Raw genomic sequence first — 17,571 nt, 5'->3', positions numbered from 1 at the left:
CAATCTCCAAGTGGGATTGCTGGGTCGAAAAGCTATCTTTTTCCCAAGTCTTGCGCGAAACGCAGAAGGTAGCCGTCGGGGTCCTGCACCAAAAACTGCCTGTTGCCTCGCTCCTCACCGGCGATCCGATACCAAGCATCGTGACATTCCCTGAAGAGCGGCCATTGTGCCTTTTCCAAAGCATCGAGAAGTGGCGCGACGGAGCCGACAAAGATTTGGAAGTTGATACCGCGCCCCAGTGGTCGTTCTAAAGCACCAGCTTGCCAATGGCCGCTGTGCTGTCTGAGCATGACCTGCGCACCCTGAAACTCCAGGTACACAAATCGACTTTCAGGCCGCTGATAGGCGATACGGAAACCAAGGAGGTCGCACCAAAAGGTCGTGCTCTGTTTGAGGTCGAACACATCCATTTCAGGGACCAAGTGAGCAAAACCGCCAGTCGGTAATCTGTCTTCTGACACAGCCATAGCCTGCAACATCCTCACTCGTGTCGTGCTCGCAAAAGATCGACTCAATTCTGATGATGGGTAATTCTAACATATCTTCCCGTGTTGGGACTGTCTGATAGACAAGCGGCTGTCGAGGCGATGTCTGCTTTTGGCCCGTATGAGACCTGGCGAGGGGTACTAAAGATGTCCGCTCACTGGGGCTGACCGGAAGTCGTCTCGGGAGAACCAAACCGACGCGATTGACCCAACTCGGACATTGGTCCTGGCCGGACACCAGCCCACGATGCTGCTATGATGGACATCTAGCTTCCCGAGCCCGGGGGTGCGTCTTGAGCAGCGAGCCCGTCGAGCGGCGACTGACGGCTATCCTGGCGGCGGATGTCGCCGGTTATAGCCGCTTGATTGGTGCCGACGAGGAAGGCACGCTGGCGCAACTGAAGGCTTTTAGAAAAGCGCTTGTCGACCCCACAATCGCCAAACATCGCGGCCGCATCGTCAAGACCACTGGCGACGGTATGCTGGTCGAATTTGCCAGTGCCGTCGATGCAACGCGATGCGCCATCGAAGTTCAGCGCGGCATGGCTGACGAGAACACGGAGATACCCCAGGCCGAGCGGATCGAGTTCCGCATCGGGGGACGTCATCATCGACGACAACGATATCTTCGGCGATGGCGTCAATATTGCAGCGCGGCTCGAAAGCATCGCTGTGCCGGGAGGCATTTCGATCTCTCGTGCTGTTCACGATCAGGTCCGTGACCGGATCAATGTGTGTTTTGACGACAAGGGCGAGATCGCGCTGAAGAACATCGCGCGACCGGTGCAAGTGTTCGCGGTTTCTGGCGCGAAGGAATCGAAAACGACAGTTTCGCCAGAATCGAAGCCAGCCCTTGCCCTTCCTGATAAGCCCTCCATCGCTGTTCTGTCATTCACCAACATGAGCGGTGATCCGGAACAGGACTACTTTGCTGATGGAATGGCCGAAGACGTCATCACGGCGCTGTCTCATTTCAAGGCGCTGTTCGTCATCGCCCGCAATTCGAGCTTCACTTACAAGGGGCGCGCCGTCGACGTGAAGCAGATTGGACGCGAGCTTGGGGTGCGCTACGTGCTGGAAGGCAGCGTTCGCAAAGTGGCAAACCGAGTGCGCATCACAGGACAGCTCGTCGATAGCGCCACCGGAGCCCATCTTTGGGCAGATCGGTTTGATGGTGGCCTCGGCGACATCTTCGCTCTGCAGGACCAGGTGACCGAGAGCGTTGTCGGGGCGATCGCGCCAGCGGTGGAAAAAGCCGAGATCGAGCGTGCCAAGCGCAAGCCGACCGAGAGTCTCGACGCCTATGCCCTCTACTTGCGCGGTTTGGCCGGATTTTATCAGTTTGCCAACCGGCAAGCTAACGACGAGGCATTGCGCCTGTTCAACAGTGCGATTGAGCTCGACCCAGACTTTGCGTCCGCCTACGGTCGTGCCGCCTCTTGCCACGTCTATGCAAAGGGCGAAGGCTGGAGTTCAAACACAGCGAACGAGATTGCCGAAGTGACGAGGCTCGCTCGGCGGGCGGTCGAGTTGGGCAAGGACGACGCGATCGCGCTCGCCGCGAGCGGGTGGGCGTTAGCGTATGTTGTTCGCGATCTCGGGGTAGGCGCCGCCTTAATCGATCGCGCGCTTGTGCTCAATTCCAATTCTGCCGACGCATGGTATTGCGGCGGCTGGGTGAAACTCTGGCTCGGTGAACCGGAACTGGCGATCGAGCGCTTCGCGCATGCCATGCGTCTGAACCCACTTGATCCGTGGGCGATGGCAATGCGAAGCGGGACCGCGCATGCACATTTCTTCCTGGGCCGCTATGACGAGGCAGCATCGTGGGCGGCAATGGCATTGCAGGACAAACCGGACCATCAAGCGGGATTACGCATCGACGCCGCAAGCAACGCAATGGCCGGACGGCCGGAGCAGGCACGTAAGGCAGTGGCTCGGCTGCGGCAACTAAATCCCGCGCTACATGTTTCCACTCTCAAACACGTGCTGGGCCCTTATCGGCGTGCCGAAGACGTCTCGCGATATGAAGAAGGGTTGCGGCAAGCCGGGATGCCCGAGTGACCGTCGCAGCCAAGGATTTCGCCCGTGGCGACGAGGTGGACGAATAGAGATGCCGTTTGCTGCAGTGCATGAGTCTGCTTGTGGCCCGAAGCCGAAACTCGCCCGAACACGTGTCATGTCGGCTGTCGGAGGTAAACCAGACGCCTAAGCAGCTTGGCGTCTACCGCCGCTTCTGACCTGTCTCCGACATCACCCCTCTGGCACCCCGGCCATGCGCATGCCCTCACAGAAGCGCTCGCGTCCAGCGAGGTAAGTCGGATGGTCGCTCGGCACGTTGGCGCGGAAGCGGGAGATAGTGAAAGTCGGGTCGAGCGCAAGCCCTGCTTGGGCCGCGGATCGCGCCTCATCAAGCTGACCGAGGTGCGCTAGCGCGGTGGCAAGATAGATGTGCGCGCGTGGATGATTTCGGTTGATCTCGACCGAGCGACGGAACCGTGCGACCGCCTCCTGATCGGCGCCGAGCTGCAGCTTGGCGAAGCCCGCGAACATCATCCAAACAAAAGCCTCCGTATCACGAGGACTGAGGCGGAGTGCCTCTTGGACATGGGCCTCAGTCTCCTCGCCGCGACCGAGAAGATACTTGGCGCGACCAATGTAGGCGTGCGCATTAGCTAGGTTTCGGTCCAGCGCCAATGCCTGCTCGCATTCAGCAATGCCTTGGGCCGCGCGGTTTGTGAACATTTTGATGTTTCCGAGAAGCCAGTGGGCGCGTGCGTGCTGGGGGGCCAGGGACAGAGCCTTGATCAAGGCCGTCTCAGCCGCTGCGAGACGCGCGGCCCGCTCAACGGTCAAAGCCATGCCAACAGCTGCCGCATCAACAACTGCCAATCCGACCAGCGCTTCGACATTTTTGGGATCGAGCGCCAAGGCGCGTTCAAAAAAGCTGCGCGATTGCGCAAGATACTCGGAAGTCCTTCCCTTGTTTAAGCAAGCCATGCCCTGGAAAATCAAATCCATCGCATCGGGATGCAGCGAACGCTCCGCCCGCCGCGCCTCAGCTTCAACAAGTTGAGTATTTAGCGTGTTGGCGAGCCTCGATACGATTTCGTCCTGCATATCGAATAGATCAGCGACTGGCTTATCGAACCGTTCGGCCCACAGGTGTTTGCCAGTCTCGGCGTCGATCAGCTGAACATTCACGCGAAGCCGGTTGCCACCACGCTGCACCGAGCCCTCCAGTACGTAGCGGACGTTTAACTCGCGCCCGATCTGCTTGAGATCAACCGCTTTGCCTTTGAACGTAAATGCGGTGTGTCGGCCAATCACGAATGAGCCATTGATGCGCGACAAGTCTGTGGTCAGGCTCTCGGTCACGCCGTCAACGAAATAGTCTTGCTCGGGATCGCCACCAATATTCGCAAACGGCAGCACCACCATGGACAGATGCGGCGCTGAAAGCGAGCTTGGCGTCGTGCTGCCGACCTTTGTCACCGGGCTAAGTCCCTCTCGGGCCACGGCATAGGCTCGGATCGGACGAGCAATATTCTTGAGGTTCTGCTCGCCCAGATCGGTGAACTCAACCCCGACCTTGCCTCGGACTTGATCGTAGGCAGAAGACGAGATGCAGATGCCGCCGGGTTCTGCGATGCTCTCAAGTCTCGCCGCGACGTTGACGCCATCTCCAAAGATGTCATGGGGCTCGACAATTACGTCGCCGATATTGACGCCCACGCGCAAAGCAATGCGTCTGTCTTCCGCGTCACCAATTGTAAGTTCCTTGATGCGGGTTTGAAACTGAACAGCAGCCCGAACCGCTTGGACCGCACTCGGAAAGTCCGCCAAGAACCCGTCTCCGGTGTTCTTCACCACGCGGCCACCGTGCTCGGCGATACTCGGTTCAACAGCGTCCGCTAGGAGTGCCGTCAGTTTGGCATGCGTCGTTTCTTCGTCATGGTGCATGAGCCGCGAATAGCCAGCCACGTCGGCGGCCAATATCGCCGACAACCTGCGCTCGACCCGGACCGGCCGCTCTTCTGCCATGGCACGCTATCCAACCCACAGCACACTGTATGACGGATCAGACGGCAGTGCCAAGCACGCCTTGACGGGATGCCAGGGGTTGATGTCGGCTCTTGGCCCATCAGCGAAGTGACGACACCTTTCATTGAGGTCCGCTTGGTGGGGTAGAGCGGACTGACTTTGCCCGCTCTGCGTTCTTCGCATTTTGGCCCGTAGCGGACATTCCCATCGGGACGATGGGAGACCGAAATCACGCCGTTGCTGCCAGATCGTTGGCAACGACCGCCAATATTTCGGCGGCATGTGAAATCGCGATAAAGTGCCCGCCTTCAGCGACTTCGTGCCATACCGCTCCAGGCATCCGCTCACCCAGCGGTTTGTTCACTACGTAAGGCACAAACGTATCGGCGCTGCCTTGCCACAGATGAACCGGCCTATGGATCGCCGTGACGTCGAATGGCCACTGTTGGTAGAGCATCTGCGCATCGGCCACGAGACCGTCAACGCCTTGCCGGAAGCACTCGCGTCCAGACTCCACGATGGCACTCAACACATCGTCATCAGCAAGCGCCGCGAGGTCAGCGGGGCAGCTCGCCTTCAGCAATGCCTTCTTGTACTGCTCCGGAAACCGCGTCGCAGCGAGATCGATCAGGTCATACATCAGCTGGAAACCCGGCCGGAAATGCAGTGCAAGGAACCCGCCCATGGCGTCGGTCGAGGACAGATCCTTCGCCGCCCAATTCGTACCGAATGCGCCGTAGGATCCGGGAGCGATGCTGGCCACGTGTATCAGCTTCGCGGGATCGAGGTACGCCGCTGCCGCGAGCGCCCAAGGACCACCCTCAGACCAGCCTGTGACCGCAAAGCGATCGGTCTCAAAAGCGTTGGCAATCGCTCCCAGGTCTGCGGCCCAGCCTGCGAAGGTGCGACCGTGTTGAGGATCTGATTTGCCTTGGCCTGGACGGTCGACGCACACGAATCTCAAACCAAGTTTGAGCGCGTGAGACGCAAAAACCTTGGCTTCCAGCCGGCTCGATGGTCCACCATGATTGTGAAGTACGAGCGGACCGTTCGGGTCGCCTACCTGAAGGTAAGCCAGTGATCGACCGCCGATCTGGATTGCACCTTCGCCAAGACGCGCAGCGTTGCTTGAGTTTCTCAAATATATGCCCTCCGGCGGGCCTCGATGACTCGTCGATCTCGCGGAGCCTTTGTCTCAGCCAACCATCACTTTTTGGGAATTTCTTGATCGTCGGCTGCAACAACGGCCGCCATGGTCACACGGCTGTCGGATGTCTGCAACTAGCCCTGAGCAGCCAATTCGGCGTTCGAAGCTGACGCCAGCTTTCGCCCCGAAGCGGGCACTTGCGATTTAACGACCGATCGGTCTATATATCGATCATGAGCCGCCAAACCCCAGTGCAGTTGCCCCGTGGCCGCCCCCGAAGCTTCGACGTGGACGCCGCGGTCGAACGCGCGATGGGGGTGTTCTGGTCGCGCGGCTATCACGCCACGGCGCTGCCGGACCTGCTTCGCGCGACAAAACTCTCGCGTGGCAGCCTTTATGCGGCGTTCGGCGACAAGCACTCGCTCTTCCTGCGCGCGCTCGATCGCTACATTGCCGATGCCGTGACACGGATGGATGTCGAGCTCGCGCCCCGCAGGGAGCCGGTCGACGCCCTGCGGGCCTATCTTGCCGGCTATGTCGATCGCACCAGCGGTGCCAACGGCCGGCGCGGCTGCCTGCTGGTGGCCACGGCCATGGAGCTGGCTGGCCAGGATGCCGAGATTGGTCGTCGCGTCGCGGGCTTCTTCAGGGCCATGGAGGCCCGCCTGGCCGATGCCCTGTCCCGTGCGAATGTGGCGGGCAAGCTGGCCGACGGTGTCGATCCCGCGAGTGCCGCCAAAATTCTGGTCTGTTTCGTCGAGGGCCTGCGCGTGGTCGGCAAGACGGCGCCGGCGCGGGCCACATCGCAAGCCACCGCTGACGCTCTGCTCGATCGGTTCGTCAGGTAGCAACCCCATCAGGTCAACACACCCCGGACGCCTCCGCACTTGGTGCGTCAATATCTGGACCAATCGGTCTTGAAAGAAAGGATGCCATGTCTGCCATCCAGATCGTCTGCGCGGTAGCCGTTGCCCTGCTCTGGGGTTATCAGTTCGTGGCCATCAAGGTGGGCGTCGCGGAGTTTCCGCCGCTGTTCTTCCTCGCGCTGCGCTTCCTGGCCATCGCGCTGCTGCTCGTTCCGTTCGTGAAGAGGCCCACGCGCGCGCAGCTCGGCCCTGTCGCAGCCATTTCGGTCTTCCTGGGCGGTCTGAACTTCGGGCTGTTCTATGTCGGCCTTGGGCTCGGCTCGGGCAGCATGTCGGCCGTCGCGTATCAACTCGCCACGCCCTTCACCGTCCTGCTGGCCTGGCCGTTGCTCGCCGAGCGGCCGTCCCTCACCACGTCCGCCGGCGTGCTGCTCGCATTCGCCGGCGTGGTCGTGCTGGCGGCGGAGCCTGGCCTGTCGGCAAACGCGCTTCCGCTGCTGCTCGTGGTCGGGGCCGCCTTCGCGTTCGCGGTGTCCAACGTCCTGACGAAACGCTACGGCCCTTTCGATCCCCTGATGCTGATGGGGTGGTCGTCGCTGTTCACGGTGCCGCAGGTCATGTCGATGTCGCTGCTGCTCGAATACGGACAATTGGCGAGCCTCGTCACGGCGGACGGACGCGGCTGGCTGGCGCTCGCCTATACGATTTTCATCGGCGGAATTGTCGGGTTCGGCCTTTGGTTCTGGCTGATCGCCCGCTGCTCCATGGGCCGCGTCGCGCCGTTCGGCCTGCTGCTTCCGGTGTTCGCCTTGACGTCGAGCGTGCTGTTCCTTGGCGAGCGCATGACCCCGAAGTTGATCGCCGGCGGGCTGCTTGCGATCGCAGGCGTGGCGATGACACAAGTCAGACCGAGCGCGCGCCCCATTTGAGCCCGGATGTTGCGTTGTGGGATCGATGTCGTCTGCCCGGCAATGGAGATCACGAGGCTTCACGTCTCGGTGGTGGACCGTGTTGCGACGTGACGCGCCCAACTTGCCGTGCGCAAATATCCGATCGAACCGGAGGGCGTATCATGATGTTTCGCAATCTTCTCGCCGCGCTTGTCGTCACGATCGCGATCAGCGCGGCACATGCGGCGCCGCAATGGCTGAACCTGCCGCCGACGCCGACCCTGCCCAGGGCGACGCAGAGCGGTTTTGCACCCGTCAACGGCATCAAGGTCTGGTACGCAATTTTCGGCCGCGGCGAGCCCGTCCTGTTGCTGCATGGCGGCCTCGCCAACGCCAACTATTGGGGCCGCCAGGTCCGCGCGCTGCAACGGCACTATCAGGTCATCGTCATGGACAGCCGCGGGCATGGGCGCAGCAGCCGCAATCAGGAGCCCTATGGCTACGATCTGATGGCCTCGGACGTGGTTGCGCTGCTCGATCACCTGAAGATCAGGAAAGCTGCGATCGTGGGCTGGAGCGACGGCGCGATCATCGGCCTCGACATCGCGATGAAGCACCCCGAGCGGGTGAGCAAGCTGTTCGCCTTCGCGGCGAATTCGGATCCATCGGGCGTTGCAGACATCGCGTCGAGCGACGTCTTCAACGCCTACATCGCGAGAGCAGGCGAGGAGTACAAGCGCCTGTCGCCGACCCCGACCGAGTACAAGAGCTTCGTCGCCGAGATTACCAAAATGTGGGAGAGCCAGCCGAAATGGACGGCCTCGGACCTCGCTTCCATCAAGGTTCCGACCTGGATCGTGGACGGCGACCACGACGAGGCGATCAAGCGCGAGAACACCGAGTTCATGGCGGCAAACATTCCGGGCGCCGGCCTGCTGATCCAGCCGGAGGTCAGTCACTTCTCGTTCCTGCAGGATCCCGAGCAGTTCAGCGACGACGTGCTGCATTTTCTGGAACGGAAGGACGCGGCGAAGTGAGATATCGTAGGGTGGGCAAAGCGAAGCGTGCCCACCGCGCCTATCGCAATTGCCGAGAGATGGTGGGCACGGCGCTACGCGCCTTTGCCCACCCTACGAGACCGGTGCAGAGCCATTACGAGCCCAACTGCATCCACGCCGCCATTGCGAGGAGCGAAGCGACGAAGCAATCCAGACTGCTGCCATGGAAACATTCTGGATTGCTTCGCTGCGCTCGCAATGACGGAGTTTGCGGCTAGGGCGCACCTCTCTCGTGTCCCGGACGCGCTGCTGCGTGCAACGCTGCTGCGCTGCGTCCGGGGCACGAGACCGCAGTCTGAAGCGCAACTGCATCAACATCGGCCAACAAAAAACGCGGCGTTTCCGCCGCGTTTTTCAATTCGATTGGCCGCTTCTCGATTACGCCTGCGGCTGCGGCTCCAGGCCGGGATCCGGATCGGGGCGCGGACGCGACTTGCCGGCCGGGGGCACGGCGGAGGCGCGCGGCGTGGTCGGCTCGAGCACGGACTCGCGGTTCGGCTTCTTGCCCTTGAGCAGGTCGATGATCTCGTCGCCGGAGAGCGTCTCGAACTCGAGCAGGCCCTTGGCGAGCGCTTCAAGATCGGCGCGCTTCTCGGTGAGAATGCGGGTCGCTTCGTTGTAGCCCTCTTCGACGAAGCGCCGGATCTCGGTGTCGATCTTCTGGACCGTGGCTTCCGACGCATTCTGGGTGCGCGACACCGACATGCCCAGGAACACCTCGTCCTGGTTCTCGCCATAGGAGACGGTGCCGAGCGCCTCCGAGAGGCCCCAGCGCGTCACCATCATGCGCGCAAGCCGCGTCGCCTGCTCAATGTCGGAGGATGCACCCGAGGTCACCTTCTCACGGCCGAAGATCAGCTCTTCGGCGACGCGGCCACCCATCATGATGGCGAGGCGCGAGGTCATCTGCTCCAGCGACATCGACAGCTTGTCGCGTTCGGGCAGCTGCATGACCATGCCCAGCGCACGGCCGCGCGGAATGATGGTCGCCTTGTGGATCGGATCGGTCGCGACGACGTTGAGGCCGACGATGGCGTGGCCGCCCTCGTGATAGGCCGTCAGCAGCTTCTCTTCCTCGGTCATGACGAGCGACTTGCGCTCGGCGCCCATCATCACCTTGTCCTTGGCCTCTTCGAACTCGGCCTGCGTCACCATCCGCTTGTTGCGGCGGGCGGCAGTCAGGGCAGCTTCGTTGACGAGGTTCATCAGGTCGGCGCCGGAGAAGCCCGGGGTGCCGCGCGCGATGGTCTTGAGGTTGATATCCGGCGCCAGCGGCACCTTGCGGACGTGAACCTTGAGGATCTGCTCGCGGCCGACGACGTCCGGATTGGGCACCACGACCTGACGGTCGAAGCGGCCCGGACGCAGCAGCGCGGGATCGAGCACGTCGGGACGGTTGGTCGCCGCGATCAGGATCACGCCCTCGTTGGCCTCGAAGCCGTCCATCTCGACCAGCAACTGGTTCAGCGTCTGCTCGCGCTCGTCATTGCCGCCGCCGAGACCGGCGCCACGGTGACGACCGACCGCGTCGATTTCGTCGATGAAGATGATACAGGGCGCGTTCTTCTTGGCCTGCTCGAACATGTCGCGGACGCGGGAAGCACCGACGCCGACGAACATTTCGACGAAGTCCGAACCCGAGATGGTGAAGAACGGCACGTTGGCTTCGCCCGCGACCGCACGCGCGATCAGGGTCTTACCGGTACCGGGAGGGCCGACCAGCAGCACGCCGCGCGGAATCCGGCCGCCGAGGCGCTGGAATTTGCCGGGGTCGCGGAGGAATTCGACGATCTCCTGCAGGTCCTGCTTGGCTTCGTCGACGCCGGCGACGTCCTCGAAGGTGACGCGGCCATGGGCCTCCGTCAGCATCTTGGCGCGCGACTTGCCGAAGCCCATCGCCTTGCCGGCGCCGCCCTGCATCTGCCGCGACAGGAAGATCCACACGCCGATCAGCGCGATGAAGGGCAGCCAGGAGACCAGCAGCGAGACGAACCACGGCACGTTGTCGCCGGGCGGCTTCGCGGTGATCTGGACCTTGCTGTCATAGAGGCGCTTCACCAGCGTCGGATCGTTCGGCGCATAGGTCTGGAAGCTCGAGCCGTTGGTGAAGGTGCCGTGGATGTCCGGGCCCTGGATCACGACGTCGCGCACATTGCCGCGGTCAACTTCGCTCAAGAGCTGGGAGAAGGCGATGTCCTGCGAGGAGGCGCGCTGACCCGGATTCTGGAAGAGCGTGAACAACGCCAACAGCAGCAAGACAATGATGACCCAGAGGGCGAAATTGCGCAGATTGGCGTTCATCGATCTTCCTTCATGGTCGCGCGGATCGCGGCCTGATCCTTGGGCGGTAGCAGTTACTTTGTCAGTGCGAGGAAATCCCCAAGGAATCCTCTTGGTTAGACGGATACAATTTAGGTGCCGCCCCGGTCGCTGCCAAGGGAACGTGATGGGACTATTTATCCCATCTTAGAGCGATTCCCGCTGAAATAATGGCGATCTGCCCGGGGTTTTTCCTGCCTGGTTAAGGTGTCCTGACGGCACGCGGCCGAAACGGCCGGTGTCATGATCCGCCCTGATCCGCCCTCATCCGTCCCTTGGACCGCCGGGCGGGCGCCGGTGCGATGTGGATACGCCCCCCGGCAAGGCTGATCAAGGCTCCCGCAAGGGTCTGCTTCAGGAACGGCCGGCCATTTGCGGCGGCGCGGGGGCTTGCAGCCAAACTTGCAGCTATGGCCTGATCGAGCGCCGCCAGGAGGGTCTCGACCTTGCCGAGTTCCGCCGGCCCCTCATGACCAAGGGCATTGACGGCCCGCAGCAGGAGTCGCAGCCGGACCTCCTCGGGCAGATTGGCGAATGCCGAGGCCTCGAAGCTGCGAACGCCCGCCTGCGGCGCATCGCCGCGCGCCCGAAGCTGAAGGAAGCGTTCGGCGCCATCGACCAGCACGTCGACCGCCGCATTGGCGCGCGCCAGCCTGCCTGCGAGCCGTGCCAGGCTCCTGCTGTCGCCCCCCTCGGCCGCGAGCTGCGGCAGCAGCGCGCGCAGCCGCGGCCGGGTGAAGGCGGTGTCGCGATTGGTGGGATCATCGGCAAAGCCGATCTTCGCCCGCCTCAAGGTCGCGATCAGCTGCGACTTCGGGACATCGAGCAGCGGGCGCACCAGCACCAAGCCGTCGCGTTCCGTGAGGCGCGCCATCGCCGACAGCCCGGCAAGCCCGCTGCCGCGGACAAGGCGCATCAACAGGGTCTCGGCCTGGTCGTCGCGGGTGTGGGCGGTCAGCACATGGCTCGCGCCGGCGTTGCGCGCGGCCTGCGCAAGCAGGCGGTAGCGGGCCTCGCGCGCAGCGGCGGGCAGTCCCGTGTTCGGCTTGGCACCGCGCCAGCGCAGGGTCCGGTGTGGCAGGCCGAGTTCAGTCGCCAGCCGCTTGACCTCGCGCGCCTCGCGCGCCGCCTCCGGCCGCAGGCCGTGATCGACGGTGACGACGGTCAGTTGCGGACCGCGTGCCAGGCCGCGCTTCCAGCGCGCGGCGAGCCACATCAGCGCGACCGAGTCGGGTCCGCCGGAGACCGCAAGCACCAGTGCCGGCGCGTTTCTGAGCCCGGCGAAGAGTTGCTTCGCCGCGCGCGCCGAGATCGGTGAGTTGTCGTCGTCTGACATGACGCTGCCCAGGCAATCACCAGACAATTTAGCGCAGCGCCATCCGCATTGTCAGGGCGCAAATGCCACGCGTCAGCACTTCACCCGCTTCTGCTCGCGATCGACGGCGGATTTGACGCCGGCGGAGGCGCGCGGATATTTGCGGCCGACCTCGCCGAAGGCGGCGCAGGCGGCCTCTTTCTCCTTCAGCGCGGCCAGCGACTGGCCGAGCCGCAGCAGGGCATCCGGCGCCTTGGCGGATTTGTCGTATTTGGTGGTGACGGCGAGGAAGGCTTCCGCGGAGTCGCGATATTGCTGGCGCTGGAAATAGCTTTCGCCGAGCCAGTATTGCGCGTCGCCGAGCAGCGGATCGCTCGGATGTTTCTGCGCAAAATTCTTCATGGTCTGCTCGGCCAGCGCATAGTCCTTGCGCTGCATGTAGCCGATGCCGAGGTCGAACTCGTCGCGCGGCGTTGCCGAGGGCGGCAGGGTCGTCAGGCCGGTGCCGCCCGATGGCGCTGGATAGCCCGATTGTGCCGGCGGATAGCCGGGCTGGGCTGCCGGCGGCACGCCTTGCTGGTAGCGCGGGCTGGTGTTGGCGAGATCGAGCGGCTCGCCGGCAGCGCGCCCGCCGGGCGCGCCGCCAGGGGCGCCTGCCGGCATCGGCTGCTGCCCGCCACCAAGCGCGCGCGGCGCGCCGGGCGCGCTCGGGTTCTGGTTCGGATCGAAGGAGTCACCGCGGCGGCGCACGCCGGGCGCACCGGGCGCCGGCTGCTCCTGAACGATCGGCGCGGGAGCAGCGATCTGCGGCTGCTCGTAATTCGGCTGGGCCTGTTGCTGCTGGCGATAGGCCGGCGCGGACTGCGCAGGCGGTACGGCCGCGACCGAGGGCTGGACCGGCGCCTGTCCGGGCGCGGCCTGCGCGCCACCCTCAAGCGCCCGCAGCCGCTCTTCGAGCTGGCGGTTGCGGTATTGCAGCTCCTCGTTCTGGCCGGTGAGCTGGCGCAGCTGGTTCTCCAGCCGCTCGATCCGCATCTCGGGGTCATCGTCCGACTGCGCCAGTGCGGGCGAGCACAAAGAGAACAGCGCGGCGATCGCCACGGTGCCGGTAAAGACCTTGGATCTGGATGACATCTTGCCCTGACGACGAAAACGAAATCTGCGACGGAACCTGCGACGCGCCACACATTGAAAGGCAGTACGCCAAAAATGTGACTGGCACCACGGGGTTTCGGTCACAGATGGCTGAAACGAAACCGGCGCCCGAGAGGGCGCCGGCATAATCGGTTCCTGAAGATGAACGGCGCCTGACTGATCGTCAGGAGCTCGCGTTCAGCACGGTGACGGCGCGACGGTTCTGCGACCAGCAGGAAATATCGTTACAGACGGCGACCGGCCGTTCCTTGCCGTAGGAGATCGTGCGCATGCGGTTCGGATCGATGCCGCGCGAGGCGAGGAACGAACGCACCGACTGGGCGCGGCGGGCGCCGAGTGCGATGTTGTATTCGCGGGTGCCGCGCTCGTCGGCATGCCCCTCAATGGTGAAGCTGTACTGCCGATAGTTCTGGAGCCACTGAGCCTGCTTCTCCAGGGTCACGATCGCCTGCGGCGTCAGATCGGTCTGGTCGCTCTCGAAGAACACGCGGTCGCCCACGTTAACGACGAAATCCTGCTGGCTGCCAGGCGTCGCAGCATTGGCCATCGCATCCGTCGCTGCGTTCTTGTTCGCGCATGCGCCCATCGACAGCGCGATCGCAACCACCGCAGCCAGCTTCAATCCCTGGAGGATACGCATAGGGTATTTCATTCCGGAGCCTCCACGCTCACGTTCGTCCACTGCTGTCCGGTCTACAGGGGGTTGGTTAAGCGAACGTTCCGTCAACCTTGATGGAACCTTGCTTCAGCCGGTCAAATGCCCCCAAACCGCGAAAAGCAACCGTCATGGTTAATGGGTTCTAAATGTGGCGCGAGGGTGAAGCAACCTGCAGCAACGGCAAAAGTGCAGGCTTTTGCTGGAATTTTGGGCGCGGACGATGATGGGGATGAACGGAGCCCCGGCCGAAAGGCGCGCGGCGGCTCGAGGCGGTGACGGCAGGCAATCAGACGTGAGCGGCTTCCGGCACCAGTGACGACCGCTGCGGGATCTCGCGCTGTCCGCCGCGCCCGAACAGCATCCGCCGCTCGAAGGCGGTGGAGCGCATGATCGGATAACGCTCGAACACCTTCTTCCGGAAAGTCGGGAAATCCGCTGCCATCAGTCCGAAGGGCTTGGTGAGACCCGGCACCAGGCGGGGCTCGGCGATCGTCTCGTGCAGGAACACCCGCCGGTAGAAGGCCTGATGCTCGGGACGCACGATGGCGAGGCCGAGATCGGCATTGAAGTGCTCGCACGCCATGTAGGCGAGCCGGGTCGTCAGATAGGGCAATTCCGGAACCCGCTTCACCTGGTCGGGATCGGCGACAAAACGGGTCGGGTCGATCATGACCTCGCCGCGATCGAGCCGCGGCAGCAGGATGTCGGGGAAGACGTCGGCCGAGGTGGACTCGCGCCATTCCGAAGTCAGCACGCTGATGCGCACGGAGCTGCAGAGCTGGCCACGGAGATAGACGCCGAAGGTCCACGCGTTCGGCAGCTCGTCGTAGCGGTCGGTGACGCGGGCTTCCGCGGATTCCCTGACGGCACCCTCGCGCAGATAGGCGCGGTAGCGGAGGTTGTAGATTTGCTCCTTCTCCGCGTCCGTCGCCGCGAGATGATAGTCGACGTCGGTCAGAAGCTCCGCTCCCCGTCCAACAGCCGAAATGACAGATCTGGCTGAGGACTGCATTCGAACTCCTTACCCACCACCAACAACACCACCACGCGAACCTGGGCCATTTGCCGCTGAACAACTTGCGCGCGCGTGACGATTTATTAACACCTCCTTAACGACGATGCAAAGCAATCGACGCGATAGGGTTAACCCCCGTAGCACTACGGTCGGTTCAGCAACTGCCTGAAACGACGTGCAATTTCTGGATGTGGACTCAGGCGAAGGAGCGTGAGCTGACAACCTGGAGCAGGCCCTCGCCGCGCCGTCCATGCGAGGCGTTGAGGAGCTGGCGCATCCGCACGGCGGGCACCGGACGGCTGAACAGATAGCCTTGCGCCTCGGAGACGGTGCCGTCTGCGCTGATCAGCTCGAGCTGCTCATTGGTCTCGATGCCCTCGACCACCACGGCCATGCCGAGGTCGGCCGACAGCCGCGCCACGCCACGCAGCAGCGTCAGCGGCCGGTCGGTGTCGATGCCCTCGAGGAAGGAGCGGTCGATCTTCACCTTCTGCATCGGGAAATTGTGCAGATAGCTGAGGCTGGAATAGCCGGTGCCGAAATCGTCGAGCGAGATGCGCACGCCGAGCGCATGCAGTTGCGACAGCGTGTCGTGGGTGAGCTGGGTGTTACGAAGCAGCGAGGACTCCGTGATCTCGATCTCCAGCCGGTGGGCCGGCAGCCCCGAGACCTCGAGCGCGTAGCGGATTTCGCTGAGCACGTCGCGCTGGTGGAATTGCTGCGGCGAGAAGTTGACGGCGACGCTGACGCCGTCGGGCCACTTCATGCATTCCATGCAGGCGCGGCGCAGGATCCAGCGGCCGAGATCGACGATCAGCCCCATGTCTTCGGCGACCGGGATGATGTCGACCGGCGAGACCGTACCGCGCACCGGATGATTCCAGCGCAGCAGCGCCTCGCAGGTCGTGATCTTGCCGGACTTCAGATTGACCAGCGGCTGGTAGAACAGCTCGAACTCCTCGTTGGCCAGCGCCTTGCGCAGGTCGAGCTCGAGGATGCGGCGGGCCTCGACGGTCGCCGCCATCTCGTCGCGGAAGAAGCAGAAGGTGCCGCGGCCGTCAGCCTTGGCGCGATAGAGCGCCATGTCGGCGTTCTTGAGCAGCGTGTCGGCCCTGACGTCGCCGTCCGGCGAGGTCAGCGCGATGCCGACGCTGGCGCCGATCTCGACCAGGTGATTGTCGATGCGGTAGCGCTCGCTCAGGCGTTCGACGATGCGGCGGGCGAGACTCGCGGCATCCTCGGCCGAGCTGATGTTCTGCTGGAACACGACGAACTCGTCGCCGCCGAAGCGGGCGACGAAATCCTCGGGGCGCAGCATCTCGCGCAGGCGGTTGGCGACCGCGCACAGGAGCTGGTCGCCGCAGGGATGGCCGAGCGTGTCGTTGACCTGCTTGAACTGGTCGAGGTCGACGAACAGCAGCGCGGAGAGGCGCTCGGCGTCGTGCGAGATCGCCAGCAACCGTTCGATCTCGTCGCGGAACGAGACCCGGTTGGGCAGCGCCGTGAGCTCGTCATAGCGGGCGAGATGAGTGATCCGGGCTTCCGCGTTGGTGCGCTCGGTGATGTCTTCCAGCAGCAGCACCGTGCCGCCGCCAGTCATCGGCTGGAACGTCCAGGCGAGCGCGCGGCCGCGCGCGGAATCCGGGTCGGTGGTGACGATCTCGCAGATCCGCGCATGCTCGATCTCGGCCAGGATCTGCTTGCCGCTCTCCGCCGAGATGGAGCCGGCGGCGATACAGGCCGATACGATGTCGGCAGCGGTGGCGCCACGCTTGACCAGATCTTCGGGCAACGCCATCAGCTCGCCGAAGCGATGGTTCATCACCGCAAGGCGGCCGTCGGCGCGAAACATGCACAGGCCATGCGGCATGTTGTTGAGCGCGGTGTCGAACTGGCTTGCCAGCGCGGACTCACGGAAGCTCGAGGTCAGCGCCTTGACGAAGATCGCATGCAGGCTGAGATTGATGTTCTTCAGCCCGACGAAGAAGAACACGAGCAGGACGGCGAGCCCGATGTGGTAGAAGCCGCCATGCAGCAGCAGCGCGAGCGACATCGGTGCGCAGGCGAGCGCGACGTGCCACTGGATCACCCGGGGCTGGCCGTAATTGCGGGCGGCGCCGCCCGCGGTGTAGCCGATGCCGATGGCGACACAGAGCATGTCGGCAATCGGATCGTCATTGTTGTAGATGACGACGAAGGACCACAGGCCGAGCACCGCCGCATAGCTGAGCGCGCCGAGCCAGTAGCGCGGCTCCAGGTGCTTGGCTTCCTCGAACGACAGTGGGTGCGTGCGGTTTTCGTATCCGCGCATCTGGAACGCGCGCGCGGTGCCGATCGCGATCAGCAGAAATGCGAGCGGCCACAGCCAGACATCGCCTGTCTTCAGCGCAGTCATGACCGCGGCCACGGCCGCGGAGGCCGAGCCCAGGAAAATCGCCCAGAAATTCTGCACCATAGAGTTGATGAGAGCGGCGTAGAGTATCGGCTCCAGCTCGTCTCGATCGCTCTGCTTCTGGTCGGCCAGCTGCATCGGCTTGTTACGCGTCCTGTTTGGCGCGTACTTTTACCCAGACCTGATGAAGCCTTTCTGAGGGAACATCGTTAAAGTCGAGTTGTTTT

14 protein-coding genes are annotated in these 17,571 nt (G+C 63.3%); 4 read left to right on the top strand and 10 right to left on the bottom strand.

Annotation, left to right across the window (positions count from 1 at the left end; genetic code table 11):
• Nucleotides 1-32: 32 nt before the first annotated feature.
• Both IVB46_RS16040 and IVB46_RS16035 read right to left on the bottom strand, forming a co-directional pair.
• Complete coding sequence (locus tag IVB46_RS16040; RefSeq protein ID WP_247343083.1) at nt 33-467, bottom strand: VOC family protein; 435 nt, start codon at nt 465-467, stop codon at nt 33-35.
• Between the two features lie 284 nt (nt 468-751).
• Complete coding sequence (locus tag IVB46_RS16035) at nt 752-1,105, bottom strand: hypothetical protein (protein WP_247343080.1); 354 nt, start codon at nt 1,103-1,105, stop codon at nt 752-754.
• 52 nt (nt 1,106-1,157) lie between these two features.
• Between IVB46_RS16035 and IVB46_RS16030 the strand changes: the two genes are divergently transcribed.
• Nucleotides 1,158-2,549 carry a hypothetical protein gene (locus tag IVB46_RS16030; protein WP_247343077.1) on the top strand — a complete coding sequence of 464 codons (1,392 nt, stop codon included), beginning with the start codon at nt 1,158-1,160 and terminating at the stop codon, nt 2,547-2,549.
• 189 nt (nt 2,550-2,738) lie between these two features.
• Here IVB46_RS16030 and IVB46_RS16025 read toward each other — a convergent pair whose 3' ends face one another.
• Nucleotides 2,739-4,529, bottom strand: a complete 1,791-nt coding sequence (locus tag IVB46_RS16025) for an adenylate/guanylate cyclase domain-containing protein (RefSeq protein ID WP_247302382.1) — start codon at nt 4,527-4,529, stop codon at nt 2,739-2,741.
• 229 nt (nt 4,530-4,758) lie between these two features.
• On the bottom strand, nt 4,759-5,670 hold the full coding sequence (locus IVB46_RS16020) for an alpha/beta hydrolase (RefSeq protein WP_247302381.1): 912 nt from the start codon (nt 5,668-5,670) through the stop codon (nt 4,759-4,761).
• 239 nt (nt 5,671-5,909) lie between these two features.
• On the opposite strand from IVB46_RS16020, the gene IVB46_RS16015 reads away from it, so the two are divergent.
• The 3 genes from IVB46_RS16015 (at nt 5,910) to IVB46_RS16005 (ending at nt 8,469) form a co-directional block, all read left to right on the top strand.
• Nucleotides 5,910-6,524, top strand: coding sequence for a TetR/AcrR family transcriptional regulator (locus tag IVB46_RS16015; RefSeq protein ID WP_247302569.1), 615 nt, complete (start codon nt 5,910-5,912; stop codon nt 6,522-6,524).
• Between the two features lie 86 nt (nt 6,525-6,610).
• The gene (locus IVB46_RS16010; RefSeq protein ID WP_247302380.1) at nt 6,611-7,471 is read left to right on the top strand and encodes an EamA family transporter; all 861 of its coding nucleotides are present in this window, start codon (nt 6,611-6,613) and stop codon (nt 7,469-7,471) included.
• Between the two features lie 143 nt (nt 7,472-7,614).
• Nucleotides 7,615-8,469, top strand: a complete 855-nt coding sequence (locus IVB46_RS16005; protein ID WP_247302379.1) for an alpha/beta hydrolase — start codon at nt 7,615-7,617, stop codon at nt 8,467-8,469.
• A 399-nt stretch (nt 8,470-8,868) separates the two neighbouring features.
• On the opposite strand, the gene ftsH is transcribed toward IVB46_RS16005, so the two are convergent.
• The 6 genes from ftsH to IVB46_RS15975 all read right to left on the bottom strand — a co-directional run bounded on the left by ftsH (nt 8,869) and on the right by IVB46_RS15975 (nt 17,482).
• Nucleotides 8,869-10,791, bottom strand: coding sequence for an ATP-dependent zinc metalloprotease FtsH (gene ftsH, locus IVB46_RS16000; protein WP_071909744.1), 1,923 nt, complete (start codon nt 10,789-10,791; stop codon nt 8,869-8,871).
• Between the two features lie 259 nt (nt 10,792-11,050).
• Nucleotides 11,051-12,145, bottom strand: coding sequence for a tRNA lysidine(34) synthetase TilS (tilS, locus tag IVB46_RS15995; RefSeq protein WP_247302378.1), 1,095 nt, complete (start codon nt 12,143-12,145; stop codon nt 11,051-11,053).
• A 72-nt stretch (nt 12,146-12,217) separates the two neighbouring features.
• Nucleotides 12,218-13,258 carry a tol-pal system protein YbgF gene (gene ybgF, locus IVB46_RS15990; RefSeq protein WP_247302376.1) on the bottom strand — a complete coding sequence of 347 codons (1,041 nt, stop codon included), beginning with the start codon at nt 13,256-13,258 and terminating at the stop codon, nt 12,218-12,220.
• A 184-nt stretch (nt 13,259-13,442) separates the two neighbouring features.
• Nucleotides 13,443-13,931, bottom strand: coding sequence for a peptidoglycan-associated lipoprotein Pal (pal, locus tag IVB46_RS15985; RefSeq protein ID WP_028152222.1), 489 nt, complete (start codon nt 13,929-13,931; stop codon nt 13,443-13,445).
• A 292-nt stretch (nt 13,932-14,223) separates the two neighbouring features.
• Nucleotides 14,224-14,949, bottom strand: a complete 726-nt coding sequence (locus tag IVB46_RS15980) for a hypothetical protein (RefSeq protein WP_063981096.1) — start codon at nt 14,947-14,949, stop codon at nt 14,224-14,226.
• Nucleotides 14,950-15,148: 199 nt separating this feature from the next.
• A complete protein-coding gene (locus tag IVB46_RS15975; RefSeq protein ID WP_247302374.1) occupies nt 15,149-17,482 on the bottom strand; it encodes an EAL domain-containing protein in 2,334 nt (777 codons plus the stop codon).
• Between the last annotated feature and the right edge of the window lie 89 nt (nt 17,483-17,571).

Origin of the sequence: Bradyrhizobium sp. 61 (assembly GCF_023073075.1) — a bacterium.
Taxonomy (GTDB): Bacteria; Pseudomonadota; Alphaproteobacteria; order Rhizobiales; family Xanthobacteraceae; genus Bradyrhizobium; species Bradyrhizobium barranii.
This window is presented reverse-complemented; position numbering and strand designations above follow the sequence as displayed.

Excerpts from the sequence above, each read along its gene's own strand:
- ftsH (WP_071909744.1), bottom strand. The coding sequence starts at position 10,791 with ATGAACGCCAATCTGCGCAATTTCGCCCTCTGGGTCATCATTGTCTTG.
- IVB46_RS16040 (WP_247343083.1), bottom strand. The coding sequence starts at position 467 with ATGGCTGTGTCAGAAGACAGATTACCGACTGGCGGTTTTGCTCACTTG.
- IVB46_RS15980 (WP_063981096.1), bottom strand. The coding sequence starts at position 14,949 with ATGCAGTCCTCAGCCAGATCTGTCATTTCGGCTGTTGGACGGGGAGCG.
- IVB46_RS15975 (WP_247302374.1), bottom strand. The coding sequence starts at position 17,482 with ATGCAGCTGGCCGACCAGAAGCAGAGCGATCGAGACGAGCTGGAGCCG.
- pal (WP_028152222.1), bottom strand. The coding sequence starts at position 13,931 with ATGAAATACCCTATGCGTATCCTCCAGGGATTGAAGCTGGCTGCGGTG.
- tilS (WP_247302378.1), bottom strand. The coding sequence starts at position 12,145 with ATGTCAGACGACGACAACTCACCGATCTCGGCGCGCGCGGCGAAGCAA.
- IVB46_RS16010 (WP_247302380.1), top strand. The coding sequence starts at position 6,611 with ATGTCTGCCATCCAGATCGTCTGCGCGGTAGCCGTTGCCCTGCTCTGG.
- IVB46_RS16025 (WP_247302382.1), bottom strand. The coding sequence starts at position 4,529 with ATGGCAGAAGAGCGGCCGGTCCGGGTCGAGCGCAGGTTGTCGGCGATA.
- ybgF (WP_247302376.1), bottom strand. The coding sequence starts at position 13,258 with ATGTCATCCAGATCCAAGGTCTTTACCGGCACCGTGGCGATCGCCGCG.
- IVB46_RS16005 (WP_247302379.1), top strand. The coding sequence starts at position 7,615 with ATGATGTTTCGCAATCTTCTCGCCGCGCTTGTCGTCACGATCGCGATC.
- IVB46_RS16015 (WP_247302569.1), top strand. The coding sequence starts at position 5,910 with ATGAGCCGCCAAACCCCAGTGCAGTTGCCCCGTGGCCGCCCCCGAAGC.